28 protein-coding genes and 1 other annotated feature are annotated in these 23,397 nt (G+C 48.8%); of the genes, 16 read left to right on the top strand and 12 right to left on the bottom strand.

Annotated features, from left to right (window positions below):
- Positions 1–33: 33 nt before the first annotated feature.
- Positions 34–1,227, bottom strand: a complete 1,194-nt coding sequence (locus KTG14_RS03815) for a DUF3238 domain-containing protein (RefSeq protein WP_216969554.1) — start codon at positions 1,225–1,227, stop codon at positions 34–36.
- Between the two features lie 180 nt (positions 1,228–1,407).
- On the opposite strand from KTG14_RS03815, the gene KTG14_RS03810 reads away from it, so the two are divergent.
- Positions 1,408–2,259, top strand: a complete 852-nt coding sequence (locus KTG14_RS03810) for an STAS domain-containing protein (RefSeq protein ID WP_216969553.1) — start codon at positions 1,408–1,410, stop codon at positions 2,257–2,259.
- An 80-nt stretch (positions 2,260–2,339) separates the two neighbouring features.
- Here the strand turns inward: KTG14_RS03810 and KTG14_RS03805 are convergent, their stop codons facing one another.
- Positions 2,340–2,840, bottom strand: coding sequence for a metallophosphoesterase family protein (locus KTG14_RS03805; RefSeq protein WP_216969552.1), 501 nt, complete (start codon positions 2,838–2,840; stop codon positions 2,340–2,342).
- A gap of 127 nt (positions 2,841–2,967) precedes the next feature.
- Between KTG14_RS03805 and KTG14_RS03800 the strand changes: the two genes are divergently transcribed.
- The 3 genes from KTG14_RS03800 (at position 2,968) to KTG14_RS03790 (ending at position 4,691) form a co-directional block, all read left to right on the top strand.
- Positions 2,968–3,243, top strand: a complete 276-nt coding sequence (locus KTG14_RS03800) for a hypothetical protein (RefSeq protein ID WP_254177960.1) — start codon at positions 2,968–2,970, stop codon at positions 3,241–3,243.
- A 4-nt stretch (positions 3,244–3,247) separates the two neighbouring features.
- Entirely contained in the window at positions 3,248–3,832 is a 585-nt protein-coding gene (locus KTG14_RS03795; RefSeq protein ID WP_254177959.1) for a dihydrofolate reductase family protein, read from the top strand.
- 235 nt (positions 3,833–4,067) lie between these two features.
- Positions 4,068–4,691: a cell wall hydrolase gene (locus KTG14_RS03790; protein ID WP_216969551.1), complete on the top strand. Its 624-nt coding sequence runs from the start codon at positions 4,068–4,070 to the stop codon at positions 4,689–4,691.
- A 322-nt stretch (positions 4,692–5,013) separates the two neighbouring features.
- On the opposite strand, the gene KTG14_RS03785 is transcribed toward KTG14_RS03790, so the two are convergent.
- The 3 genes from KTG14_RS03785 to KTG14_RS03775 are packed head-to-tail and all read right to left on the bottom strand — an operon-like array spanning position 5,014 to position 7,982.
- On the bottom strand, positions 5,014–5,823 hold the full coding sequence (locus KTG14_RS03785) for a carbohydrate ABC transporter permease (protein WP_216969550.1): 810 nt from the start codon (positions 5,821–5,823) through the stop codon (positions 5,014–5,016).
- A gap of 16 nt (positions 5,824–5,839) precedes the next feature.
- Positions 5,840–6,715 (bottom strand): carbohydrate ABC transporter permease, encoded by an 876-nt coding sequence (locus tag KTG14_RS03780; protein WP_216969549.1) that lies wholly within the window; start codon positions 6,713–6,715, stop codon positions 5,840–5,842.
- A gap of 7 nt (positions 6,716–6,722) precedes the next feature.
- On the bottom strand, positions 6,723–7,982 hold the full coding sequence (locus KTG14_RS03775) for an ABC transporter substrate-binding protein (protein ID WP_216969548.1): 1,260 nt from the start codon (positions 7,980–7,982) through the stop codon (positions 6,723–6,725).
- 190 nt (positions 7,983–8,172) lie between these two features.
- Positions 8,173–8,374 (top strand) — a binding site (T-box leader).
- A 78-nt stretch (positions 8,375–8,452) separates the two neighbouring features.
- Between KTG14_RS03775 and trpE the strand changes: the two genes are divergently transcribed.
- Both trpE and KTG14_RS03765 read left to right on the top strand, forming a co-directional pair.
- Positions 8,453–9,805, top strand: a complete 1,353-nt coding sequence (trpE, locus tag KTG14_RS03770; protein WP_216969547.1) for an anthranilate synthase component I — start codon at positions 8,453–8,455, stop codon at positions 9,803–9,805.
- On the top strand, positions 9,802–10,410 hold the full coding sequence (locus tag KTG14_RS03765; protein WP_216969546.1) for an anthranilate synthase component II: 609 nt from the start codon (positions 9,802–9,804) through the stop codon (positions 10,408–10,410). The genes trpE and KTG14_RS03765 overlap by 4 nt, the downstream gene beginning before the upstream one ends.
- Positions 10,411–10,732: 322 nt before the next feature.
- Here KTG14_RS03765 and KTG14_RS03760 read toward each other — a convergent pair whose 3' ends face one another.
- The 3 genes from KTG14_RS03760 to KTG14_RS03750 form a co-directional block, all read right to left on the bottom strand.
- Positions 10,733–11,587: a dimethylarginine dimethylaminohydrolase family protein gene (locus KTG14_RS03760; RefSeq protein WP_216969545.1), complete on the bottom strand. Its 855-nt coding sequence runs from the start codon at positions 11,585–11,587 to the stop codon at positions 10,733–10,735.
- 176 nt (positions 11,588–11,763) lie between these two features.
- Complete coding sequence (locus KTG14_RS03755) at positions 11,764–12,141, bottom strand: nucleotide excision repair endonuclease (protein ID WP_216969544.1); 378 nt, start codon at positions 12,139–12,141, stop codon at positions 11,764–11,766.
- 70 nt (positions 12,142–12,211) lie between these two features.
- Positions 12,212–12,859 (bottom strand): SDR family oxidoreductase, encoded by a 648-nt coding sequence (locus KTG14_RS03750; protein ID WP_216969543.1) that lies wholly within the window; start codon positions 12,857–12,859, stop codon positions 12,212–12,214.
- A gap of 131 nt (positions 12,860–12,990) precedes the next feature.
- Between KTG14_RS03750 and KTG14_RS03745 the strand changes: the two genes are divergently transcribed.
- On the top strand, positions 12,991–13,275 hold the full coding sequence (locus tag KTG14_RS03745; RefSeq protein WP_216969542.1) for a DUF6509 family protein: 285 nt from the start codon (positions 12,991–12,993) through the stop codon (positions 13,273–13,275).
- Positions 13,276–13,330: 55 nt separating this feature from the next.
- Here the strand turns inward: KTG14_RS03745 and KTG14_RS03740 are convergent, their stop codons facing one another.
- Positions 13,331–14,092, bottom strand: coding sequence for a SurA N-terminal domain-containing protein (locus KTG14_RS03740; RefSeq protein ID WP_216969541.1), 762 nt, complete (start codon positions 14,090–14,092; stop codon positions 13,331–13,333).
- 229 nt (positions 14,093–14,321) lie between these two features.
- Between KTG14_RS03740 and hisC the strand changes: the two genes are divergently transcribed.
- The 7 genes from hisC (at position 14,322) to KTG14_RS03705 (ending at position 19,198) form a co-directional block, all read left to right on the top strand.
- On the top strand, positions 14,322–15,425 hold the full coding sequence (gene hisC / locus KTG14_RS03735) for a histidinol-phosphate transaminase (RefSeq protein ID WP_216969540.1): 1,104 nt from the start codon (positions 14,322–14,324) through the stop codon (positions 15,423–15,425).
- A 143-nt stretch (positions 15,426–15,568) separates the two neighbouring features.
- Positions 15,569–16,477: an NAD(P)/FAD-dependent oxidoreductase gene (locus tag KTG14_RS03730; protein ID WP_216969539.1), complete on the top strand. Its 909-nt coding sequence runs from the start codon at positions 15,569–15,571 to the stop codon at positions 16,475–16,477.
- A 70-nt stretch (positions 16,478–16,547) separates the two neighbouring features.
- Positions 16,548–16,847, top strand: coding sequence for a hypothetical protein (locus KTG14_RS03725; RefSeq protein WP_216969538.1), 300 nt, complete (start codon positions 16,548–16,550; stop codon positions 16,845–16,847).
- 63 nt (positions 16,848–16,910) lie between these two features.
- Entirely contained in the window at positions 16,911–17,093 is a 183-nt protein-coding gene (locus tag KTG14_RS03720; protein ID WP_216969537.1) for a hypothetical protein, read from the top strand.
- The gene (locus KTG14_RS03715; protein WP_216969536.1) at positions 17,083–17,454 is read left to right on the top strand and encodes a nuclear transport factor 2-like protein; all 372 of its coding nucleotides are present in this window, start codon (positions 17,083–17,085) and stop codon (positions 17,452–17,454) included. Before KTG14_RS03720 ends, KTG14_RS03715 begins: the two co-directional genes overlap by 11 nt.
- 266 nt (positions 17,455–17,720) lie before the next feature.
- A complete protein-coding gene (locus KTG14_RS03710) occupies positions 17,721–18,452 on the top strand; it encodes an ABC transporter ATP-binding protein (protein WP_216969535.1) in 732 nt (243 codons plus the stop codon).
- Positions 18,449–19,198 carry an ABC transporter permease gene (locus KTG14_RS03705; RefSeq protein WP_211652989.1) on the top strand — a complete coding sequence of 250 codons (750 nt, stop codon included), beginning with the start codon at positions 18,449–18,451 and terminating at the stop codon, positions 19,196–19,198. The genes KTG14_RS03710 and KTG14_RS03705 overlap by 4 nt, the downstream gene beginning before the upstream one ends.
- Before the next feature lie 31 nt (positions 19,199–19,229).
- On the opposite strand, the gene KTG14_RS03700 is transcribed toward KTG14_RS03705, so the two are convergent.
- On the bottom strand, positions 19,230–20,300 hold the full coding sequence (locus KTG14_RS03700) for a saccharopine dehydrogenase family protein (RefSeq protein WP_216969534.1): 1,071 nt from the start codon (positions 20,298–20,300) through the stop codon (positions 19,230–19,232).
- 176 nt (positions 20,301–20,476) lie between these two features.
- Between KTG14_RS03700 and KTG14_RS03695 the strand changes: the two genes are divergently transcribed.
- A complete protein-coding gene (locus KTG14_RS03695) occupies positions 20,477–21,466 on the top strand; it encodes a S8 family peptidase (RefSeq protein WP_216969533.1) in 990 nt (329 codons plus the stop codon).
- Positions 21,467–21,518: 52 nt separating this feature from the next.
- On the opposite strand, the gene KTG14_RS03690 is transcribed toward KTG14_RS03695, so the two are convergent.
- Positions 21,519–21,725, bottom strand: coding sequence for a hypothetical protein (locus KTG14_RS03690; protein WP_216969532.1), 207 nt, complete (start codon positions 21,723–21,725; stop codon positions 21,519–21,521).
- Between the two features lie 250 nt (positions 21,726–21,975).
- Between KTG14_RS03690 and coaW the strand changes: the two genes are divergently transcribed.
- Positions 21,976–22,779 carry a type II pantothenate kinase gene (gene coaW, locus KTG14_RS03685; RefSeq protein WP_216969531.1) on the top strand — a complete coding sequence of 268 codons (804 nt, stop codon included), beginning with the start codon at positions 21,976–21,978 and terminating at the stop codon, positions 22,777–22,779.
- Between the two features lie 35 nt (positions 22,780–22,814).
- Here coaW and KTG14_RS03680 read toward each other — a convergent pair whose 3' ends face one another.
- Positions 22,815–23,372 carry a nitroreductase family protein gene (locus KTG14_RS03680; RefSeq protein ID WP_216969703.1) on the bottom strand — a complete coding sequence of 186 codons (558 nt, stop codon included), beginning with the start codon at positions 23,370–23,372 and terminating at the stop codon, positions 22,815–22,817.
- Positions 23,373–23,397 lie beyond the last annotated feature (25 nt).

Genomic DNA, 23,397 nt, shown 5'->3' with positions numbered 1-23,397 from the left:
CCTTTTTATATGGAACTGTCTTGCGGTTGTTCATTACAGGAAGTTCGAAAAGCGCCAATAATGGGCTGCGATCGGATCGGCCATCCAAGCAAGTCCTTCGCTTTCGGTCTGGTGAAGCCGCTGCCATGTCCCAGCATCGCCGAGCTTTATATAAATTTCGTGATTTGGCGACTGGTCATGGATGCCGATGAAATCATACACGCCGTTCCGGTAAAACATCGCCGATAGTTCATAATCGATGTTCGGCGATGTCGTCAGCGGATTTCCGACGCTGTGGGTAAGCAGGACTCCAGTTTTCAGGGGTGTCTCTTCCAATATTTTGGCATTGACGCCCTCACTCGAAGCGATATCTGCTTTACGGAATTTCCGTCGCCAATTATAGGAGATGCTGGTGCCGATATCTTTGTCAAAATCGAATACGCTCTGTTGTTGCGACAGGTTGACGATGGAATTAGTGAGCGAGCGGTAATGTTTCGAGTCAGGGTTGAATGTGCGATTATCCCCCTGGAAATAAGTGTTCGGCGATGTCAGGTTTGGATTTTTCAAGACATCATCGGGCAAAAAGGTCAGGTAGCGCAGATGCCATTTTAGCTCCGGTGGCTTGCTCTGGCCTTCCGTGAGCAATTGGTTGAGTGGAGCGATCTTTTTCGACAGCCAGAATTTTTCTACCGCCGCTTGTTCTTGTGACGAGCCTGCGTTCAAGGCTCCGAATATATTGGCGACGAGCGATTTGACTTTGCGCAATGGGCTTTCGGTCCGTTCGACTGGACGTCTTGCGCGCACCCAATAAACCATTTCGCGGTCTTCTGGCACATTCCAGTCGGTGAATTGGGTGTTCTGGATTTTTGCGACTTGCTCGCCGTCGCGGTAGATTTCGTATTCGTCAATGCCGTCAATTGCACCCCAAGCGAGTGAAATCCGCTCGCGTGAAACAATGGTCGACAACACGATCTGTTCCAATTGATTGATGCAATCGGGGTCGCGCTTTTCGGTGCCGGTCAAAAGTTTCAAGGCTGGAACCCAGTTGCCTTGTGCGGTTTGGCGTTCTATCGTGTAACAGAACAATTCGCCGGGGGGCAGGCCTTCATCGCGAAACGATGATTGCGTACCTGTATAGACGATTTCTCCGTCTTTTTTGATCTGTGAAACTTCGTCCGTCGGGGTCCAAGAAAAAGAAATCATGCTATCGGTTTGTTCCAATAATTCTATATCCCATTCTTTGTTCATTAATGAGCCTCCTTTTCGCTTGTGATAAGGTATACCCGAAATTTGGAAATGATGAACCTCCGAAAAAACTGATTTTGTTACATATTTTAAACATTACATATATTAAAGAGCGTTATAATAGAAATAGTTAAAAAGAGTGCGAAAATTTCGGATGAAAAAGTGATGAAGGGGAGATGGAGAATGACGAGGGAAAATCTGAAAAACATAAGGGATTTCAGCGATTTCGACGAAGCGGCTTCATATATTCTCCAAATTCTCAGCAAACAAGCAGGCATGAATAGTTTCTATATCGCGAAGCAAGAGGCTGGTGCTTCAAAAATCGTCAAGGTACATAACACGAAACATCATTTGATTGAAGAGGGAGAAGCATTCCCCTTGCCAAGCATGTTGTCGGCTTTGAGCGTCGAGCATGGGGCACAGGCGTTAATCATCGAACACATTGGAGAACATGAATTGACACGTTCTCTGGGAATTGCGGATGGATTCGAAACAGGTTGTTTTGTCGGCGTGCCGATTTTTTATGAAGACGGGTCAGCCTATGGTACCGTTTGTGGACTTGACGATGGCCCGTGTGAGTTGCCGTCGGATTTGCCGTTCATCTTTGAAACGCTCGCGACCTTATTGACGTATGTCTTAGAGCTTGGACGGGCATACGGGGAAATCGAATCGCTGGCTGCCCCAATGGTCCCGATTGTCGGAAGGGTGGCGATTTTGCCGATTATCGGCGAAGTCAGAACAATGAGGGCCCAAGCGATCATCGACCATGTCATGCACGGCTGTGCAGAAAAAGGCATCGAAGTGCTGGTGATCGATGTCTCGGGTGTGTCGCAGATCAACTCACAAGTCGGTGAATATTTATTGAAACTTGTGAAGGTCTTAAGTTTGATCGGCGTCCAGCCGGTCGTGACAGGCATCCAACCTTATATGGCATTGAAAGTCCCACATTTTGCAGAGACCTTAAAAGGGACGATGATTGAGGCGAATCTCGAGACAGCGCTCAAGCGCCTCGGTTTCAGCTTTCAAAAAGATTGAAACACGTCGATTTTGCCGATGTCGCTTATCTTCGGTGCGTTAAAAGGCCATTTCCTATGTTGAAAGGAAATGGCCTTTTGTTAATCTTCTTTATCGAAAAAAACGTGTTTGAGCTCCCAAGTATCATCGATTTCAAGCAGTCCGAATGAATACTGCGGTTCGCGGCGTTTATCAGTCGGCGAGCCGGGATTGAATAAAGTCAGACCGTCTATTTCGCGCATGAGCGGCTGATGGGAATGGCCAAAAACAATGATGTCGACGGTTTCGCCTTCAAAACTATCCAGTGCTCGCTGTTCGGTCGTTTTGCGTATGCCATCTCCATGGACAACGCCGATTTTCAAATCGCCGAATGTCAAAATTTTTTTCCGGCCGAAACGGTCGACGATTTCCCAAGGATCGACATTGCCTGCCACACCATCCGTTTCAGCATATGCTGATAATTCATGGTAGACGTCGAGTACCTGCCAGTCGCCGGCATGGATAATGAAATCGGCTCCATCACAAGCATCGACAAGCGGTTGGGGAAGTTTTTTTCCGCGGTTCGGAATGTGCGTATCAGATACGATGACTACTCTCTTCATCAAATCGCCTCCAAAATCATTTTATTCCACTTTACCAAACTCTTAGCTATACGTCTAAAAGCGGCAGAGGTTAAGGGGATTGAAAAGGGGGAAGATAAGGTAGAAAGAACAAGTTGGAGGGATCGTTATGGGCATCGACATGAAGAAATTCATCGCATCAGGCGCGGCACTCGGCGCAGGATTGATTTTATTAAAGGCTTATAGTGGGAAAAAGCGCAACGTTTGGGTATATGAAGACAGTGATATGCACAATAGTTATGAAATCGACCATGAGGAAAGTGTTAACGATCCTTATGACCGTGCAGAAGAGGGGCTAACCCAATTGGATTCGGCCTATCGTTCGGAATGGCAAGCGAATGCATTTCCACAAACAAAGAAACAATTGGAAGAACTGGAATCCTGATTGGATGAACGACGAAGAAAGCGGCAATAACCAAGGGCTGAAGGAGGCAATTGCGATGGCTGAACGGAAAGTCATTTGTTATATCGCACAAAGTTTGGACGGTTATATCGCCGATCCCGAAGAAACACTGGACTGGCTATTGGATGTGGAAATGGATGGAGATGCCGGGTATCAGCAATTCATCGAAACGGTCGATACCATTTTGCTCGGCAGACGCACCTATGAATGGGTACTCTCCCAGGAAATCGGAGAATTTCCTTATGTCGATCAGCGCTCCTATGTATTCACAAGCCATCCGAAAGAGGACGAAGGCCAGATCAGCTTTACATCGGAAGACCCCGCTAGCATCGTAAGAAAGTTGAAGCAGCAACCCGGGGGCACGATCTGGCCGGTCGGCGGCAGCTTGTTGCTGGAGAGTTTATTACAAGAAGACCTGGTTGATGAATTTATCATTTCCATCGCGCCGGTAACGCTTGGGAACGGCATCCCATTATTTCAAAAAGCGCAGCGGCAATTTGATTTCATATTGAAAAGCGTGGGACAAGATGGCCAAATCGCACAATTGCATTACACAAGACGAAGAAATTGAATCGATGTATTTTGAGAGAAGGCGGGCGCATAGCTCGCCTTTTTTTCGGTTCTGCGGTGGTGGAAGCGAAGATTTCTAGGTCTAAAGAATCCACTGAACATAGAAAGGCCTAGCGAGTTGATCGAAAAATTCGACAACAAAGTAACTACGTCGTATTGTGTTTGATATTTACCAAAGATATACTTTAAAAAGAATCGATTGTCGATTCTTGTCAAAAAGGAAAAGGAGAGGAAGCATGAAAACAATTAAAGTGCTCTTATTCAGTTTAGCAACGATTTTCTTTCTAACATTTTCACATTCAGCAGTTTCCGCCCATGCGCCTGATTTACACGAAGGCGTTTCAGGAAGCGAAGTAACAGAACTTCAAGCGAAGCTTCAAAAACTCGGCTATTTCCACCTCGCACCGACCGGCTATTATGGCTCGGTCACGAAAGATGCCGTGGTCCAGTTCCAGCGCGATTTCGGTGTCAAAGCAACCGGCTTTACCGGGCCGTTGACGCGTGAAAAGATGAAGCAAGTCGATATGATGGCACGCACCGTTCACGGTGAAGCCCGCGGCGAAATATTCGAAGGAAAAGTGGCAGTAGCGGCCGTCATTATGAACCGTGTGCAATCTCGTGCTTTCCCAAGCAGTACATATGGCGTCATTTTCCAGCGCAATGCTTTTACAGCAGTGAATGATGGGCAGTATTGGCTGACGCCAAACGCTTCCGCTTACCGAGCTGTACGGGAAGCAGTGAAAGGCTGGGATCCATCTTCCGGCGCGACATACTATTACAACCCGGTCACGGCAACTGATCAGTGGATCTTCACCCGTTCGACCATCAAGAAAATCGGCAAGCACGTCTTTGCCAGATAATGAGAAAAGCCTCCGGAAAAATTCCGGAGGCTTTTACGTTTCGTTTCAGCCGGACGCTTTCCGCGGGCACGGCCCCAGCCGCTTCGTCGCTAACGCTCCTGTAGGGTCTTCGGCTCGCGTCGCTCCTTCGCTTAGCTCAGTCACTGCTCCCGCAGGAGTCGCCGGCTTCCACTTCACTAGTGTTAAAAGGATACTTATTTAAAATGACTATAATATTTAGTTATTTTTAATATGAAATAGAATTCGAAATTCTCGTGACAAGAAAGTTGGCATTTGTTTTATATCTCAGAAAAAAGCCTCCGGAATTTCCGGAGGCTTTTTGTTATCCTTTGACGGCGCCGGCTGTGATGCCTGCGACGAAGTAGCGCTGCAGGAAGACGTAAGCGATGACCATCGGTGCTGAGGCGATGATGACGCCTGTGAACAGCATTGGATAATTGGTGGAATATTGTCCTTGGAACTCAAGCAATGCGAGTGGCAAGGTTTTGTAGGCGTTGTCCGTGATGAACAGCAGCGGATACAAAAGGTCGTTCCAGTGCATGACGAACAGGAAAATAGCGGTTGCTGATAGCGACGGCATCGAAAGTGGAATCGCTACTTTCGTGAACATTTTCCAGTTGCCAGCCCCGTCGATCGTAGACGCTTCAAACAATTCCTTCGGCAAAGTTTTCATAAAGCCGGTCAAGATGAAGACAGCAATCGGCAAAGTGGTCGAAATATTAACGAGAATCAAACCGACCAGGCTATTGGTTAACCCTAAATCTAGCATCAATGAATACAGCGGCACCATAATGACTTGCGCTGGCACCATCATGCCGAGTGTGAACAAGCCGAATAGCACATTGCCAACCCAAGTGTTCATGCGTGTAATGCCGAATGCAACCATTGCGGCAAGCAGTAGAGTGAGCGAGACCGAGAACAAGGTGACGATGGTGCTATTGAGAAAATAGCCCGCCATCGTTTGTTCCTGGAATATCGCGACATAATTATCGAAATTAAAGCCGCCGTCTGGCAAACCGAGCGGGTCGCGGAATGTTTCCTGAAGTGTTTTAACGGACGTCAACAGGACGACCACTAACGGAATCAGAATCAGCAGCGCATAGATGAGTAGTGAGAATTTCCTGAACAGCAAAGTTGCCGCCCCCTTTCTAATAAGATACGCGGTCTGATCGCAAGGCCTTGAACTGCAGATAAGTGATCAAGGCAATGATGACCATAAAAATGACCGAAATCGATGAGGCGTAGCCAAATTGATAGCTCTTAAAAGCAACTTCATAAATATACGTGGCAATGATTTCTGTAGAGTTATTTGGCCCGCCGCCAGTCATCGCGAAGACGAGGTCGAAAGCTTTAAATGACTGGATGGTCGTATAAGCAACAACGATGGTGGCAGAAGGTGCAAGAAGCGGCCATGTGACGCTTCTAAACGCCTGCCATTTGCTGGCGCCTTCGATTTTTGCCACTTCGTACAACTCTTCTGGAATGGCCTGCAGCCCTGCGACAAAGATAATCAGCATTTGCCCCGCGTGGAACCACACTTGGGTGATGGCCAGCGAATAAATCGCGATATTGGCATTGCCGAGCCAGTTCTGTGCAAGGAAATCAAGGCCAATGAGTTCAAGTACTTGGTTCAGGATGCCCATCGACGGATCGTAGATGAATGCCCAAATGAACGCTACCGAAACCGAAGAAAGAATGGTCGGGAAAAAGTATAGCGCACGTAAAAATACATTCGTTTTCGTGTTCTTGATGACGATCAGTGCAAAAGCAAGCGCAACGAGTGTCTGGAACACGACGACCGTCAGCATGAACTTCAAGTTATTGCCGATCGTTTTCTGAAAAATCGAATCGCCGGTAAATGCTCGGGTGTAATTGTCGATGCCGACAAATTGGAAGGTGGTGCTTAAGCCATCCCAGTCCGTAAAGGAATAAAACAGGGCGCTGATGGTTGGATATAAAAAGAACAAGCTGTATAGGACAAGCCCCGGAAGAAAGAACAGGTAGATGGATTTGGAAATTCTCATGGACTTGTTATTCCCTATTTTCTTCTACGATTTGCTGGGCTGCTTCAGCCGCCGCCATTGGATCTTCGCCCCCAAGAACGTTTTCAATTGAACTGAGGACCGCATCTTCAATTTGGGCGTTGGTGATCAAAAAGCGCGGCTGGAAGCGCGTATTGCGCTCGTCGATCCAATACGAGGTGTTCTGCAAGGCCTCGGATTCGTATTCGACACCGTTGACAGTCAAGTGCTGCCCGGTTTCATTGGCGTATTTGGAAGCCACTTCCGGCTGGCTCAAATAGTCGATGAATGCTTTTGCTTGGTCTTTCTTGTCGGAATTGCTGTTGACGGCCAGCATGAACGTTGCCGTATTGATACCTTCATAAGTGGCTTCGCTTTCTTCCACTGTGATCGGCGCGAGCAAGTCGAGTTCGAGGTCCGGATTCAAGTCGAGCAATGAATTCATATGGTAAGAACCGGTCGCAAGCATAGCTGCTTCTTCGTTTGCGACCATCGCCATGGCAGAATCCTGGTTAGTGCCGAGCGCATCGTCCTGGATATAGCCTTTATCAGCAAGAAGTTTAAAGTCTTCCAGCGTATTGACCCACCAGTCATTCGTCAAGGACTCTTCGCCGTTCTGAAGTTTTTGGAAAACCTCTTCATCCGGCGCATTGTTCATCATCATGCTGTTCATGAATTGGTTTGGCCCGATGTCAGCGCCTGGGAAAGCGATCGGCGTGATATCGTTTTCAAGCAAGGTATCGGCCATTTCCTGGAATTCTGTCCAGCTTTTCGGCACTTCTAGCCCAAGTTCGTCAAACATGCCTTTGTTATAGACAGGCATATTGAAGACCAATTGATATGGCAAGGCATATTGCGTGTCGTCTTTCTGGCCGACAGCGATCAGGCTTTCGTCAAAATTTGAGACGAATTCTTCTCCGCTCAAGTCTTCAAAAAAGCCGGCGCTTTGGATTGATTCAAATTGTGCGCCCGGGAAAGAAGTGAAAACGTCTCCTGTAGAACCTTCCTGCAGCATGCGCTGTGCCGTTGCCTGGTATTGGTCGGACGGATAGATGTTCTGCTCTACACGAATGTCAGGGTTCGCTTCTTCGAAATCGGCAATGATTTCATCGAGCACGGCTTTGTCTTCTCCTCGCCAGTGCATAAAGCTGATCTGTGTCGCGTCGCCGCTCTCAGAGGAAGAGTCCTCGCCTCCGCTTTCGCCTGCACAAGCGCCGAGTATTAAACCAAGTCCTACTGTTCCTGTTGCCATCCAAAGTCTGTTTTTCATTTTCTGATACCCCCTTCGATTTTGAAAACATTCTTCTACTATATTTATAACCCAAATCTTCTTATAAATACAGAATTATCTAAATTAAACGTTTGCTTTCAGTTGACAGACGGCTCCGAATTCCATAAGATGGTCACAAGCTTTTAATTGCGCGGCAACTTTACAGGACTGCGGAAACAAAGCGCCACATTAAAAAACGTTGAATAAGAAAAGTAGCGCATGGATAGCTTCTGACAGAGAGCCGGGACAGCTGGAAACCGGTGTGGCACATGCGTGAATGGACTTATGAGTGGCCATCTGAAAAGAAGGCCCGTCTGCCCCGCGTTACTGGGGTTCAAGTGGAAGCTGAGAGCTTCAAGATGAGGTGGCACCGCGGTCAATCCGTCCTCTGTACGAAATGATCTTATTTCGTACAGGGGGCTTTTTGTGTTGAACCGGCGGTGCCCGAAAGAAAGTGGAGTTGAGCCGAGATGAGAAGAGATGCACAGATCAAGAAAGTAGAAGGAGATAGCTTAACGCCGATTATGGTGTTTAATCGCTTGCAAGGGCCGTACAAATGCTTATTGGAAAGCTCGCTGAAAACGAGCGCAAGCGGCCGCTATTCATTTATTGGGGCGGATCCGTCGAAAGCATTTATCGGATTGAAAGACCGGTTGGAAGTGATCGATTACCGAAGCGGTGAGCGTTTCATAGAATCAGGCCGCCCGCTCGAACGCATTAAAGAGTTGATGCCTAAAGACGACCGGAATATTGAGGGCTTGCCGTTTACAGGCGGGGCGATTGGCTATATTGGATATGATGCGATTGCTGCTTATGAGCCAGTCGAAAGCGCACGGAAAGATAGCTTGAATATGCCGGACATCCACTTACAGCTGTACGAAACGATTGTCGTGTTTGATCACGTGCGCCATGAGGTCACGGTCATTTCCTTTGAGGGGCGTGCAGACGCTGTCGTGGACCAGCTAGAACGGACAGCGGAAACAGAGTCGATTGACCAGCCGCAAACTTTGAATTTTCATTCGGGAACAACGGCTGAACGTTTCCGTGAGCAAGTGGAGCTGGCCAAACAGGAAATTCGCAAAGGCGAAGTGTTCCAATTGGTGTTGTCGCAGCGCTTGTCTGCAGATTATCGGGGGGATGCGTTCACTTTGTATCGCAAGCTCCGCAAACAAAACCCATCACCCTATCAATTTTTCATCGATTTCGGGGATTATGCCGTCGTCGGCGCGTCACCCGAAAGCTTATTGACGATCCGCGGCGGCGAGATGGTCACCAATCCAATCGCCGGCACGAGAAAGCGCGGCAAGACAGAAGCGGAAGATACAGCACTTGAGAACGAATTGCTGGGGGATGAAAAAGAGCGTGCTGAGCACCAAATGCTCGTCGACCTCAGCCGCAATGATGTCGGCCGCGTCGCGAAAGTCGGTACGGTCGCAATCCCGAAATACATGGTCATCGAGAAATACCAGCACGTCATGCACATCGTATCGGAAGTGACTGGTGAACTAGAAGGCGCGATGCACCCGCTAGATGCGCTTGTTTCTTGCCTGCCGGCTGGTACAGTATCCGGCGCCCCGAAAGTGCGTGCGCTCCAGCTCATCCAGCAGTTTGAAGAAGAGCGGCGCGGCGTTTACGGCGGCGCTGTCGGTTACCTTGGCTTCAACGGCAATCTCGATGTGGCGCTCGCTATTCGGACATTCGTGGTCAAGGACGACGCTGTCCACGTCCAGGCGGGGGCGGGCATCGTCTTCGATTCCGAACCGCAAGCCGAATACGAGGAAACGCTCCACAAAGCGCGTTCATTGACGGAGGTGTTCGGATGATTCTGTTAATCGATCACTACGATTCATTCACATATAATATCTATCAAGCGATTGCAGCTCTCGGTGAAGAAGTGGAAGTCGTGCGTTACGGCCAGTTGAGCCTGGATGAAATCCGCGGCAAACAAGCGCAGGCAATCGTACTGTCCCCAGGGCCGGGGCATCCGAGAGATGTACCCGAATCGATCGAGTTGATCCGAGCGCTCCACCGCGATGTGCCGATCCTAGGCATTTGCCTTGGCCAGCAATTGCTCGGGGAAGCATTCGGGGGGCGTGTGACCGAAGCTCCGGTCATTCGTCACGGGAAGGTTTCCGAACTGTCCCATAGTGGAACGGGCTTGTTCGCTGGAATGCAAGAGCGCGTTCCAGTCATGCGCTATCATTCGCTGGCTATCGAAAAAGCCTCCATACCTGATTGTTTTGACGTGCAGGCAGAAGCGTTGGATGACGGTACCGTGATGGCAATCAAACTTAAAGAGTATCCGGTCTACGGGCTCCAGTTCCATCCGGAATCGATCGGGACGCCGGAAGGCACCGATATGATGGCAAGATTTGTGGAACTTGCACGTGAAAGCAGGCTGCATATGCAGCAAACCGATCGTGATTAAAGATATGGACATAACAACAGCTGCCCGCTAATGCGGGCAGCTGTTTCAGGTTGTCGAGAAAGTTAAGAAGCCGTATTTTCCGAAGCTTATCGCTCGCTTTCCGTGGGCTCGCGCCCAAGCCTCCTCAGCCGCTTCGCGTCTTGCGGGGTCTCGGTCGTCTCGCTGATCCACAGGAGTCGAGCGAACACTTCTCCAAATACTTAGAGCGGTCATTGACAGTTGAAAATAGCAAAAGACGCTCTTTTTTCATAGTTGAGAGCGAATCATAGACTTCTTCACCACTCTGCAACAGCTGCCCGCTAATGCGGGCAGCTGTTTCTGTTCAGCCTCTGGCAACAGGCATCGTGCAGCAGCGGAAAGCGCCACCGGATTTGATGATTTCCGAAAAATCAATTTCGATAACGCGGAAGCCGTGGTCGCGTAACTGCTGATTGACCTTGGTGTTTTGCGGTTGGCTGAAGACGCGGCGGTCGCCGATCGACAGCACATTCGTGCCGAGTTTGAATTGCTCGTCGGTTTCGACAGGAATCAGCGTATAGCGTTCACTCAGCAAGTCAATGGACGCTTGCTCCAAGGCTTCCGGATAAATAAGCGCTTCGGTCGGCGATAAAATATTGAAAACGCAATCGAGGTGCAAGTATTTTTCATTGAGTTGGATAGGGACGATGCGGAAATCGGGCATATGCCGCTGCAATTCTTCAATCGCTTGTTCGGAAGTCCGGCTGCTGATGCCGATAAATACTGTATCCTGATCCACCATGACATCACCGCCTTCAATGCGGTGGCCTGGCAAATGCTTGAAGCGGACGCATTTTTCAGCGAGCCAGTTTTGCAGCACCTGTTCTTCTCCTTGGCGAACATTCGCGGCCATCTCGCTGATGAAGACCGTGTCGCCGATCGTAAAGCCAATGTCACGTGTAAATACCTGCTCCGGATATTCTTCAGAGGCTTCCAAAAAAGCAGTATTGACGCCTTCTGCAGCCAAAGCGTCGACAAAGGCGGTATGCTGTCGCGAAGCTTCCGTTACGTCAATGTTCTCCTCTTTGTATCGTTTCTGTACATCGTTGATGACGTCGCGAATTTCCATGAAACGCGGGGGGCATAAGAGTACGTGGCGCAATGTGTCGTATTCGCTGCGGCAATTGGCCGCTGGGACTGGCTTGGCATGTGTAGACATAGTGAGTTCCTCCAAAGAACGTGATTTTACAGTACTATTCCTTTTTCAAACTCTCATAAAACCTGGAAAAAGATTTATTTGGATTTCACTGCAGACAGTTCTCAGGAAAGTCCTGCTTTTAAAATGGAAAGATCCCCAACAAAAAACAGGCGCTCTATTCGGAGCGCCCGTTAGTCTTAGTCGCGATAAAATACTTTATCAACGTTGTATTTCGCTTTTCCTGTATTGATCAGGTAAGTCTCATAAATTTCGCGTTCCATCGGGTCTTCTATGATGGAAACCGCAATGCGATGGACTTCATCGCGATGGTTTTTCAATGGCGAGACATTGTCTTCAAAATGTTTTTTCACGCGCTGGCGCAATTTGCGGGCTTTTCCGACAAACAGCAACTCACCGCTGTGGTTGAAGAATTGGATAATGCCGCCTTTGTCGCGTGGGATTTCATGCAAATCGATAAACCCGTATAGCGGTTTAATGACTGCTTCATCGCCTTGAATCTCTTGTTTGCGCTGAGTGATGCTAATGTCAGCTTTCGGTGCTTGAATATTAATCATGTTATCACGTCCTCTATTATCGTAAAGTTAGTCTACCATAGAAATGCCGTGAACGCCATCTGCCTAAGGCTTACAGGCGGTCGAGTTCCTGGGCGATTTCAGCTTCGCCTTGAAGAATCTCAAAGACTTTTCCGTAGGTGTTTTTACGATCAACCACTTCAGCAAGTGTACGTGCTACATCTGCGCGTGGAATCGAACGGCCTTCAAAGGATTTAAAGCCTTCAGGGGAAGCTTCGATGTGGTTGGTTTTGTCTTCATCCGATAATGGGCCGGGACGTACGATAGTATAATCAAGGCCGCTTTGTTCAAGAAGGTCATCTGCTGTACGTTTGGCTACCAGGTAAGGCTTCATTTCCTCGCCGCCGGCATCCGGGTCATCAGATCCGACCGAGCCGAGCTGGATAAAGCGTTTAACGCCTTTTTGCTTCGCGTAGTCAGCTGCTTTGACAGAGCCCCATAAGTCGATAGTCAAAGTTTTGTCAGCACCTGTTTTAGGGCCTGAACCTGCTGCGAAAATGACTGCATCAACGTCGTCAAATGCGTGGCTGAAGTCTTTTTCCAAGTCGCCAAGTACGATTTTCTTCGCTCCGCGTTTTTCCATCTCTTCGCGTTGCTCTTCTTTGCGGATCATGGCGACCGCGTCATAGCCCTTTTCGGTTAATTCTTCTACAAGGTTGCGGCCCACTTGGCCATTTGCTCCGATAACTAATACGTTCATCAAAATCCACTCCTAATTTTTTATGTCTGCTTGTTGTTTTCCCGGATCCCTTGCATTTAAACGCCAAACCTTTCCGCCATGCTATTCAAATGGGCAGATGAAAGCTAAAATAGAGCAATGGAGGTGCAATAATGGAAATCATTAATTACGAGGTAGAAAAATTGCAAGACCCAACCGGCATCCTGGCGGGGGAGCGCTTTGAGTATACGATGGCAATCAAAGTGGATGAAGAAGACGAATTGTACCGCCCGGGCGGCCTCGACTTGCGCCTAATCTTGGCGGTGGAAGACGGCAATGCGCGCATCGCCGATTATCATTTTATCGACAACGACAGTGAGAAGCCGCTTGATTTTGCGTTGGACGAAGAGGAGGAGCAGGAAGTTTTGGCATTTTGCAAAGAGCGCCTCGCTGAATAGATAATGGCTGTGAGACCAAAAAACCCCTACCGATTACGGTAGGGGTTTTTGAAAATTAAAGTTTTACTTCGACTTCAGCTTCTTCACGCAATTCCTCTACGCGCGCGAAAGTAGCTTCCTGGTCTTTTTGCTCTTGCAATGATTGGCGGATGGTCGGTTCCATCTCTTCAAAAGCCGGTGCTTCTTCTTCTGAGCTTTCAACGAATTGGTCATACGCTGCCTGGACTTCTTCGTCCGTCACTTCAGGTGAATCGATTTCTTCTTCGATATAGCTTTCGTAGACAAGCTGTTCACGCAATTGCTCTTCCATTTCTTCAAGGGTGAAGCCTGTTTCAGCAAGTGCTTCGTTCATGGCTTCTTCGTCCTCGAAGTTGGCTTTCAATTCTTCCATGCGCTCTTCTACGACGGCATCATCCGCTTCGTGGCCTTTTTCCTTGGCATCCTGAAGCAGCACTGCATTGCCGATGACAACAGACATCGCTTCATCTTCGATCAATTGAAGGTTCTCTTCCGTTGAAGGGTCCTGGCCTTGTGAAAGCAAGGTGGATTCGAACTGGCGGGCGACGCTATTATACACTTTGCCTTGGATTTCTTCGCCGTTGACAACTGCCACTACGGCGTCTTCTTCAGGAAGTTCGAGCGCCGATTCGGCAGGTGCTGCTTCTTCGGTTCCCGTTGCTTCTTCAGTTCCTTCTGCCTGTTCGGTCTCTGGTGCAGCTGCTTCTTCGTTTGCGGTGGATTCTTCATTATCAGAACATGCGCCGAGCACTAAGGCGAGGGCGAATGGGGCAAAAACAAATGTCATTTTTTTAATCATATGAAAACTCCTCTTTCGTCAGTCTCGTTAAAGTAAACCACATTTAGGTAAGGGTTTCAAATTGTAGGCCGTGTACCTTTCGGGAAAGGAGTTTTTCTGTAATAATAGAGACTATTATTTTTCTTTCACTAGGGTGGATATGCAGAAAATTGAGCTTTAATGGTATCATTATCGGTGGCAATACATATTCATTCAACATTATTAAAATTAGATGACGGAGGCGTACATAATGGCGAATTTGGAGAACATAAAAGCACGCAAAACCTTGGATCACATCCAGCCTTACTCACCAGGCAAGCCGATTTGGGAAGTGCAGGAAGAACTGGGCTTGGAGCGCGTCATCAAGTTGGCGTCCAATGAAAACCCGCTTGGCCCGTCGAAAAAAGCTGTTGCGGCCATCGAACAAGGCGTTCTTGGTTTGAACCGCTACCCGGATGCAGATGCGAGTGATCTGAAAATGGCAATCGCCAAAGAACATGGCGTCGAAAAAAACCAAGTCATTCCGACAAACGGTGCTGACGAGTTGATCACGCTCATCTCGGAAGCGTTTCTGGAACAAGGCGATGAAATCATCGTGCCGGACCCATCGTTCAGCGAATACGATTTCGGCGCGCACATCATGGGTGCAAAAGTCGTAAAAGTGCCGTTTACACAAGGTTTCGCATTTGATGTCGATGCCATGATCGCGGCAGTGACCGACAAGACAAAAATCATTTACATTTGTTCACCGAACAACCCGACCGGGACTTATATGAAGAAACAGGATGTCCAGAAATTATTGGACGCTGTGGGAGATATATTGGTTGTCTTTGACGCGGCGTACAGCCATTACGCGGATGCGGACGATTACACGGATGGCGCCGAATTCATCCGCCAAGGCTATCCGTTGCTGACCTTGAAAACCTTCTCGAAAATCTATGGCATTGCAGGGGTACGCGTTGGATTCGGCATTGCGGCGGATTCGATCATCACGTCGATCCTGAAAGTGAAAGAGCCCTTCAACGTCAATACGCTGGCACAACTCGCTGCGACAGCCGCAGTGTCAGACCATGAGCACGTGACGCAATCACGTGAAATCAATACCCGCGGGCTCGAGTATCTGTATGGAGCCTTTGAAGAACTAGGCCTCCCGTATACGAAGAGCATGGCGAACTTCGTATTGGTCAAATTGGGCGACGAAGGAGAAGCGCTTTATCAAGACCTAATGAAAAAAGGCGTTATCGTCCGCTACGGTAAAGGCTGGGGCCTTCCTGAATACGTGAGGATTTCAGTCGGCACAGAAGAAGAAAACGAATTCTTCGTCCAAGCATTGCGTGAATTGATCCAAAAATAAAGCGTATGACATGAAGCCTGCGTTTAAAAACCGATTGTCCGGGAGATCCTGGGCAATCGGTTTTTTTAAAACTTCATCCCTGTTTAATGCAGTGGCGAAGGGGGAAGAGGGGAGGAAAACGAAATTAGAAAAGGATGAACGCTATGCTATACGATTGTGCCATTATCGGCGGAGGGCCAGCGGGTTTAAATGCTGCGCTGGTGCTTGGCCGTTCAAGAAAGAATGCAGTATTATTTGATGATGACAATGGGCGCAATTTAGTGACTCGCGAAGCGCATGGGTTCATTACAAGAGACGGCATTTGCCCGGAAGAACTCAAGCGGCTCGGGCGTGAGGAGATCAGCAAATACGGAAGCGTCAAAACGGAAAACGAGCGCGTCGTCAACATCGACCGTATTTCCGAGACGCATTACGAATTGACGACCAAAAGCGGAAAGGTTTTTCATAGCATCAAAATCATCATCGCGGCGGGATTGAAAGAAGAACTGCCGAATGTGCCGGATATCGAGAAGTTTTACGGCACGACTCTATTCAGCTGCCCTTACTGCGATGGATGGGAAATGCGCGACCAGCCGCTTGCGGTCATTGCCGATAAAAAAGTATTTACTTTAGCGAAGGAGGTCTATACTTGGAGCCGGGACTTGGCGGTCTTCACGAACGGTGAAGGGCGTCTGGAAGAAGAGGAAAAGCAGAAGCTGCTTGCCAAAGGAATCAAAGTTTATGAAGATACGATTTCCGGCCTGGAAGGGGAGGACGGCAAGCTACGCAGTGTCAGGTTGGAAGATGGCACCTTGATCGACCGCAGTGCCGGATTCGTCACGCCTTTATGGAGCCATGCGACCAATTTCGCCAAAGAGCTCGGCTGCAAACAAAACGAGTACGGCGGGATCTTGACGGATGATTATGGGCGCACGAATGTGTGGAATGTTTATGCAGCAGGAGATGCATCGCTAATCGTTCCATCACAGCTTGTCATCGCAGCGGGCGAAGGCAGTGCTGCGGCCATCGGGGTATGCGGGGATTTGATAAACGAATACTTCGATGAAATGTAGGCGCCGTATCAGTTGCATAGACCTGCGTGGGTGCAGTAGACTTTAGAAAAACAGCCGGGAGGCGAACCGAATGGATCCGAAAAGTTTGCTGTCTTCCATTACGTATGTCGACACGGAACGCTCGATCGTAGCCGGCCAGATGAAAATCATCCACACCGAATACGAAATTCATTTATACGAAGATAAATTGATTGCCTCAACCAAAGAGTTTAATTTGATGCATGTCTGGGATATTTCTTATAAGACCTTTTCCGACGATGCCAATTTATTGTATTTACACACGCACCGCGGCGTCTTGACTTATAAAGTGCCGAGGGATCCCGACCGTTTCGTCAAAACCTTTAAAAAACTGAAAAACACCAATTATTGAGAAGCTGGAATTTTTTCCGGCTTCTTTTTTTTCGAGTAGAATGGGAGAAAAGGGGGAATGGATATGGAAAACGAATACGCAGTCGGATGGGGAACGCTTGCGCTGATCAATGCAGGGCTCGCCCAAGGCAAGAACCGGAGTGGCCTTATGTGGTTCCTGGCGTCGCTCCTTCTTGGCCCCATCGCTACTTTGGCCTTGGTGATATTCGAAAAATTACCGGAAGAAGGGAGCACACATGATGATTGAACCGATCAAGCTTGCGGAACGCTTTACCGATTATGTCAATGCACAGAATGTCGACGGGGTTCTTTCCGTCACGGACCATAATGTTGAATTGATCAGTCCCGGAAAATCAGCCGCAGGCCACGAAATGCTTGCCGAATGGGTGAGAGAGTCCGGCATGCAATTGGAGACGCTCACCAAATTCGCCAAAGCCAACCGGGTCATCTTCGAACAGCTCGCAAAAAAACAAGGCGAGCCGGGAGAATCCCATATCTTCCATTATTTTGAGATGGACGATAAGAAAATCCATCGTATTGGGCGCTTTGATGAACGGGATGAAGCTTTCGGGGAAAGCGGATTGAGCGAGAGCGATCAAGTAAAATAAGCGGAACAATTCTTTCTGTTTATGGGGAAACAGGATACGCCCTTCTGCAAATTCCAACTGGAATTTGCAGAAGGGCTTTATTGTGATTTTTAAGGTTTTAATGATAATAATTATCGTTTAAAAATGCTTTGAAAACGTATTAATTGATATGTATTATCAATTAAAAATAGTTATTCTCAATTACTTGGTTCAGCAATAAAGTTGTGCTATGATATCTACATTATAATAATTATAAATAAGAAAATTGAGAAGTTGGAGGTGTGGGCATGAGCACCCAGTACAAACCTGCGATCCACTTTCAGCACGTGGATTATCGCATTGGAGACTTAGAAATCTTGAACGATATCACCGGTTCCTTTCCCCAAGGCCGCATCACCACTTTGGTAGGGCCTTCTGGCGCCGGGAAGTCGACTTTACTTAAATTATGCAACGGTCTAATCTCCCCGGAAAACGGAGAAATCTTTGTGAAGGATAAAGCGATTGGCGAATACGATCCGGTAGAATTGCGCCGGATGGTCGGGATGGCATTGCAGAGCGCACCGATGATCAGCGGCACTGTCTACGAAAACTTGAATTTGCCTTTGGAATTGCAAGGGCAGCAATTGGCGAAAGAAGAGGCTGTTGAATTGCTCGAGGATGTTGGCTTGAAAGGTGATTTGCTGGACCGCAAAGTGAAAGAGCTGTCAGGCGGGCAGCGCCAGAAAGTCTCCATTGCGAGAACGCTTGTCAACAAGCCGGAGATTCTCCTGATGGACGAAATCACCTCTTCGCTCGACCGTGCTTCAAAGCTTGAAGTCGAAGAGTTGATCAGCAAAATCAACCGGAAATACAAGACGACGATCATTTGGATCACCCATAATCTCCAACAAGCGCTCGAAATCGGTGATTACACATGGGTCATGATGGACGGCCAAGTGGTGGAAACCGGTGAGAGTTCGCTGCTTGAAGATCCGCAAAATGACCGTGTTGAAGAGTTCGTGAAAGGGGTGGTGTCATGAGTTATTGGGCTTTATCGTTGACGCTCATTTTTGTCCTCATCCCGCTATTATTATCGAAAACCTTGAATTTAGGCCTCGGCCGCGATATGACAGTTGCGACCATCCGCTCGATTATCCAGCTGCTTGCTGTCGGATATGTTCTGAAATTCGTCTTCGACTCGGAAAGTCTGCTTTATATCTTCTTGATGGTCGCATTGATGATTGTTGCAGCGACCCATAACGCACAGAAAAAAGGAGCAGCCATCCAAGGGATCACTTGGAAAATCGCTGTCACGCTGATTTTCGTGGAAGTATTGACGCAAGGAATTCTGATCGGCTTTAACATCACGCCGGCTACGGCACAGTACATCATCCCAATCAGTGGCATGGTCGTCGGGAACTCGATGGTGCTGTCGATCTTGTTCTTGAATCGCTTCACGGCGGAAGTCGAAGACCATCAAGACCAGACGGAATTAATCTTGTCGCTCGGCGGAACGCCGAAGCAGGCCATTCACCGCCAATTGATCAACTCGATTAAGGCGAGCATGATCCCCACGATTGAGAGCCAGAAGACGGTCGGGCTCGTCCAACTGCCCGGCATGATGAGTGGGCAGATCATCGCCGGGGCAGACCCGATACAAGCGGTGCAATTCCAGTTGCTCATCATGTTCCTGTTATTGACGACGGCTGCTGTGACGAGTGTTTTCCTCGGATACTTGTCCTATCCAACCTTGTTCAATAAACGCATGCAATTATTAAAAGGCTGACGCTAGGTCAGCCTTTTTGTTGTGGTCAGATCTAGTTGGCGGTTCCCGGATAAAAGCTGTCGATTTCAAAGCGTCCTGAGCCGGGCAGGCTTTCGAGCAGGTCCGGGCCGAACAATGCGGCAGGGGTCCAACTGCCGCCTGGGTAGTCGCCTGACAGTAAGCGCTGTGTCACTTCCAGTGCTCCGTAAACGGTTAGGTCATAGACGTTTGCAGTATCGATCCGGCACGTTTTGACAACGCCATCCGTATTTTTGGCTTGTCCCCAAATGTGGGCAGCACTTCTGGCGCGCTCTTCCTGGTCTGGCCCTTTTACGCGTCGCTCGATCCATTTCATCAAGGGTTGCTTCACTTTTTCAGAAGACAGTATTGGGCTCGCCACATTCATGAGCCGTGCCGCTTTGACAGCGGGTTTCGGTGTCGGAATCCACGCCGTTATATTGGGGATGCCGGTGGTGTAATAAGCAGTAGCCACATCACCCCAGGGAATCGCCATGGCGGATTTTTGGCCGCGCCCGAAATCGATCATCCGCTGGTGCTTGCCGATCGCGACAGCGGTCAGCTGCCCATCTTTGCGGATGATATTGCCTCCGCCGAGCCCTTCGACCATCGTCTTCATCGTGCCGGGCGAGATGCCGGAATCCGAATCGAAACCAAGGGCGAGTTCGACGGCATCCGGCAACGCTTGTTTTAACTTCAGGGCGGTGCAATCGGTAGGAATGACATCGAAGCCCACTCCAGAACATAAAATGATATTCTTCTTTTGCGCTTCTTGGTGCAAAGAGTGGGTATGTTCGAACACACTGATCTCCCCAGTGATATCGAGATAATGGGCACCGGCCTCCATGCAGGCGTGGATCATCGGTTTGCTGGTCTTCTCGAAAGGGCCGGCGCAATGCAGCACGAGATCGACCCCCTCCAGATGCTGAGCTGTTTGGTTATTCAATTCGAAGATGCGGAATTCCAAACCAAGTTCTTCGGCAATCGGCTGCACTTTTTCCTTGCTGCGTCCTGCCAGGACCGGCCGCAATCCGCGTTCAACCGCTTGTTGTGCAATTAATTTTCCTGTATAGCCTGTCGCTCCGTACAATAGCCATGTAGTCATTGTGTTGGTCTCCTTGTTATTTGGCGTCTTTCTTGTGTTCTTCAATAAGCAGGAAATTCCTGTCTCTTTATTGAAACTAATAAGAACAACTTTCCATTTTTAATACGAACAAACGTTTGTTTTTAACTGCGGCAGTCAGGTAGAATGAAAGAAATGATCTGAAGGAGGAATTGTCGATGAAAAATATCCATTTGATTCCATACCGTGTTGAACAAGTGACAGCTGCTCCGCCGCGCATTCCGGAAGGCGTAAGGATGATCCAGGCGCCCGAAATGTGGGCGAATGGAGAGCAAGGCAAAGGCAATATAGTGGCCGTATTGGATACAGGCTGCCAGACCGACCACCCGAATCTGGAAGCGCGGATTGCAGGCGGGCGCAACTTTACGCATGATGACGGTGGAGACCCTGAACGATTCGAGGATTATAACGGACACGGCACACATGTCGCGGGGACGATCGCCGCTTCGGATATACAAGAAGAGGGAGTAGTCGGCGTAGCGCCGCTCGCTGATCTGCTCGTCGTCAAAGTGCTCGATAAAGAAGGCAGCGGCAGCTATGAAGGAATCATTGCGGGCATTCATTATGCCGTCGATTGGCGCGGTCCGGAAGGGCAAAAGACGACGATCATTTCGATGTCGCTTGGCGGTCCTGAAGATCATCCTGAATTGTACGAAGCCGTAAAGCGTGCGGTCGATGCAGGAATCCCTGTTATTTGTGCAGCCGGCAATGAAGGGGATGATGCTTATGATACCGATGAATTTGCCTATCCCGGTGGCTACGGCGAAGTCGTTCAAGTCGGCGCTGTCGATTTCGACCGGCGCATGGCCCCTTTCAGCAATACCAATAACGAAATTGATCTGGTGGCGCCGGGCATCAATATCTATTCGACTTACTTGGATGGAAAATATGCAAGTCTGTCCGGCACTTCGATGGCGACGCCGCATGTTTCAGGAGCCTTAGCCCTGATCCGCAATATTTCCGAGCGTGATTTCGACCGAGAGCTGACAGAGGCGGAATTGTATGCGCAGCTTGTCCGGCGCACCATTCCACTCGGTTATCCGAAAACCGCGGAAGGCAACGGTTTGCTGGCACTCGATATCTTGAATAAGTTCGAGCAATTGTTTAAGATCCTCAGCAATTCCTATGCCAATGGACTGAACCGGTAACTGAATCCATTCAAAAAACCCCCAGACGCAATGTCTGGGGGTTTCCTTGCATTTAATCCATCACTGATTTATCCGTTTTCCGCTGCTCTTCAATCCACCAATCAATATGGTTTTCGTCGAACAGGATCATATCGCCATAAGGCCGGGCATGCGGAATCGTTCGTTGTGACAGGAGCTGCTCAATCTGCTCTTCTGTCATGGGGTGCCTTTTCTGCTCCAAGTATTCGAGCAATTTCGGTATTCCCTGGATCTTCCCCATTTAATCACCTCCCACAAAACCTTCCTTGCAGAAGCAAAGAAAGTTCAGCACGAGTTATTAAACAGGTTGCTGAAGATTCCATTCCCCTATTTTTGCATGTTCAACCCTCAAAACCGAATATCTTTTAAAGCGCAAAGTGGAACGCGGGCAACCCCCTCCCGCTCGCTGCGTGAATATGTTAGAATTTCCCCATATGTTAAAAACTATGTAAGGCAGTAAAAGTGCTTTTAAGAAGAGAAGGTGCAGATAGATGAAAGTCGGAATAGATGCGGGTGGGACGCTGATCAAGGTGGCCTATACCGACGGAGGCCCGATTCATTTTGCGAAATCCCCGATTGCTGAAATCGGTTTGGTAGCAGAGTGGATCAACGGGCTTTCGGTTAGTGAAGTATGTGTGACCGGCGGCAAATCAGGTGTGCTTGCATCTTTGTTGAAGAACTCCGTCCAGGAGATGGTGGAATTTGAAGCGACTCATCTGGGCGTCCAGGTTTTGCTTGAACGCATGGGGCTCCACGAGGAAGCTTATTTGGTCACCAATGTCGGAACCGGCACGTCGATCCATTGCGTGCAGGACAATACACAGGTGCGTCTCGGCGGCACGGGAATCGGGGGCGGCACATTGGTCGGCCTCAGCCATTTATTGACAGGCATCACTAGCTTTGATGAAATCGTTGAACACGCCAAGCGTGGATCGCGCGAACGCATCGATTTAAAAGTGAAGCATATTTATGAGGGCAAAGAGCCGCCGATTTCAGGTGAATTGACTGCCAGTAATTTTGGGCAGGATCTGTTTTCCATTTCTCATGAGTTGTCGAAAGAAGAATTGCTTGCGACAGTTATTGGCCTTGTCGGTGAGACAGTCAGTACGGTCAGTGTTCATGCAGCGCGCCAATGCCGCAGCTCGACGATTGTCTATATTGGGTCTTCGTTCAGCGACAATGCCCTTTTGAAAGAAGTGGTCACAAGCTACACCATTCTGCGCGGCTCGACGCCGCTGTTCCCGGATAAAGGTGAATATTCCGGCGCAGTCGGTGCTTTATCTGTTTTGGAATAAAAAAAGAGCATCAGCTTTGATGCTCTTTTTCTTCGTTATTGATCGATGATTTCCAGTTTTTCACGAATGTCGGTGCGCGCTTGTTTTTCCGGCACGTGGGCAGGGTAACCCATCATCATGGTTGCGACGATTTTTTCGCCCGGTTCGACCCCGATGGCCTCACGGAAGACGGGGTTGTAAATCCAGTCGTTCGAGCGCCAAATCATGCCGATGCCGCGCTGCCAGGCGGCCAATTGGAAATTTTGCAGCATGGAACTAAGCGCGCCGTAATCTTCGTCGAAGCGGCGCTGGCGCGGGTCGACCGGCATGATGGCGACCAGGTGGAGTGGGATGTCGCGGAAATACTGTGCTTTATTGAGCACTTTTTGTGGAATGTCGCCGTCCGGTGTTTTCATCGACTCGAGAAATGCCTGGACGAATTTTTCTTTGCCAGCGCCGGCATACAGCTGAAAGCGCCAAGGTTCATTTACTTTATGGTTAGGTGCCCATTTGGCGATATTCAGCAAGTCGATGATTTCTTCGATGTCGACAGCGTCTGGTTTGAATTTTTTGATCGATCTTCTTTCCATGATCATTTGATCAATCGGATTCATCAAGTTGAACCTCTCCTATCCTTTA

This window comes from Planococcus sp. CP5-4_YE (genome assembly GCF_019042655.1).
Lineage (GTDB): Bacteria > Bacillota > Bacilli > Bacillales_A > Planococcaceae > Planococcus.
This window is presented reverse-complemented; position numbering and strand designations above follow the sequence as displayed.

Excerpts from the sequence above, each read along its gene's own strand:
- KTG14_RS03815 (WP_216969554.1), bottom strand. The coding sequence starts at position 1,227 with ATGAACAAAGAATGGGATATAGAATTATTGGAACAAACCGATAGCATG.
- KTG14_RS03810 (WP_216969553.1), top strand. The coding sequence starts at position 1,408 with ATGACGAGGGAAAATCTGAAAAACATAAGGGATTTCAGCGATTTCGAC.
- KTG14_RS03805 (WP_216969552.1), bottom strand. The coding sequence starts at position 2,840 with ATGAAGAGAGTAGTCATCGTATCTGATACGCACATTCCGAACCGCGGA.
- KTG14_RS03800 (WP_254177960.1), top strand. The coding sequence starts at position 2,968 with ATGGGCATCGACATGAAGAAATTCATCGCATCAGGCGCGGCACTCGGC.
- KTG14_RS03795 (WP_254177959.1), top strand. The coding sequence starts at position 3,248 with ATGAACGACGAAGAAAGCGGCAATAACCAAGGGCTGAAGGAGGCAATT.
- KTG14_RS03790 (WP_216969551.1), top strand. The coding sequence starts at position 4,068 with ATGAAAACAATTAAAGTGCTCTTATTCAGTTTAGCAACGATTTTCTTT.
- KTG14_RS03780 (WP_216969549.1), bottom strand. The coding sequence starts at position 6,715 with ATGAGAATTTCCAAATCCATCTACCTGTTCTTTCTTCCGGGGCTTGTC.
- KTG14_RS03775 (WP_216969548.1), bottom strand. The coding sequence starts at position 7,982 with ATGAAAAACAGACTTTGGATGGCAACAGGAACAGTAGGACTTGGTTTA.
- trpE (WP_216969547.1), top strand. The coding sequence starts at position 8,453 with ATGAGAAGAGATGCACAGATCAAGAAAGTAGAAGGAGATAGCTTAACG.
- KTG14_RS03765 (WP_216969546.1), top strand. The coding sequence starts at position 9,802 with ATGATTCTGTTAATCGATCACTACGATTCATTCACATATAATATCTAT.
- KTG14_RS03760 (WP_216969545.1), bottom strand. The coding sequence starts at position 11,587 with ATGTCTACACATGCCAAGCCAGTCCCAGCGGCCAATTGCCGCAGCGAA.
- KTG14_RS03755 (WP_216969544.1), bottom strand. The coding sequence starts at position 12,141 with ATGATTAATATTCAAGCACCGAAAGCTGACATTAGCATCACTCAGCGC.
- KTG14_RS03750 (WP_216969543.1), bottom strand. The coding sequence starts at position 12,859 with ATGAACGTATTAGTTATCGGAGCAAATGGCCAAGTGGGCCGCAACCTT.
- KTG14_RS03745 (WP_216969542.1), top strand. The coding sequence starts at position 12,991 with ATGGAAATCATTAATTACGAGGTAGAAAAATTGCAAGACCCAACCGGC.
- KTG14_RS03740 (WP_216969541.1), bottom strand. The coding sequence starts at position 14,092 with ATGATTAAAAAAATGACATTTGTTTTTGCCCCATTCGCCCTCGCCTTA.
- hisC (WP_216969540.1), top strand. The coding sequence starts at position 14,322 with ATGGCGAATTTGGAGAACATAAAAGCACGCAAAACCTTGGATCACATC.
- KTG14_RS03730 (WP_216969539.1), top strand. The coding sequence starts at position 15,569 with ATGCTATACGATTGTGCCATTATCGGCGGAGGGCCAGCGGGTTTAAAT.
- KTG14_RS03725 (WP_216969538.1), top strand. The coding sequence starts at position 16,548 with ATGGATCCGAAAAGTTTGCTGTCTTCCATTACGTATGTCGACACGGAA.
- KTG14_RS03720 (WP_216969537.1), top strand. The coding sequence starts at position 16,911 with ATGGAAAACGAATACGCAGTCGGATGGGGAACGCTTGCGCTGATCAAT.
- KTG14_RS03715 (WP_216969536.1), top strand. The coding sequence starts at position 17,083 with ATGATGATTGAACCGATCAAGCTTGCGGAACGCTTTACCGATTATGTC.
- KTG14_RS03710 (WP_216969535.1), top strand. The coding sequence starts at position 17,721 with ATGAGCACCCAGTACAAACCTGCGATCCACTTTCAGCACGTGGATTAT.
- KTG14_RS03705 (WP_211652989.1), top strand. The coding sequence starts at position 18,449 with ATGAGTTATTGGGCTTTATCGTTGACGCTCATTTTTGTCCTCATCCCG.
- KTG14_RS03700 (WP_216969534.1), bottom strand. The coding sequence starts at position 20,300 with ATGACTACATGGCTATTGTACGGAGCGACAGGCTATACAGGAAAATTA.
- KTG14_RS03695 (WP_216969533.1), top strand. The coding sequence starts at position 20,477 with ATGAAAAATATCCATTTGATTCCATACCGTGTTGAACAAGTGACAGCT.
- KTG14_RS03690 (WP_216969532.1), bottom strand. The coding sequence starts at position 21,725 with ATGGGGAAGATCCAGGGAATACCGAAATTGCTCGAATACTTGGAGCAG.
- coaW (WP_216969531.1), top strand. The coding sequence starts at position 21,976 with ATGAAAGTCGGAATAGATGCGGGTGGGACGCTGATCAAGGTGGCCTAT.
- KTG14_RS03680 (WP_216969703.1), bottom strand. The coding sequence starts at position 23,372 with ATGAATCCGATTGATCAAATGATCATGGAAAGAAGATCGATCAAAAAA.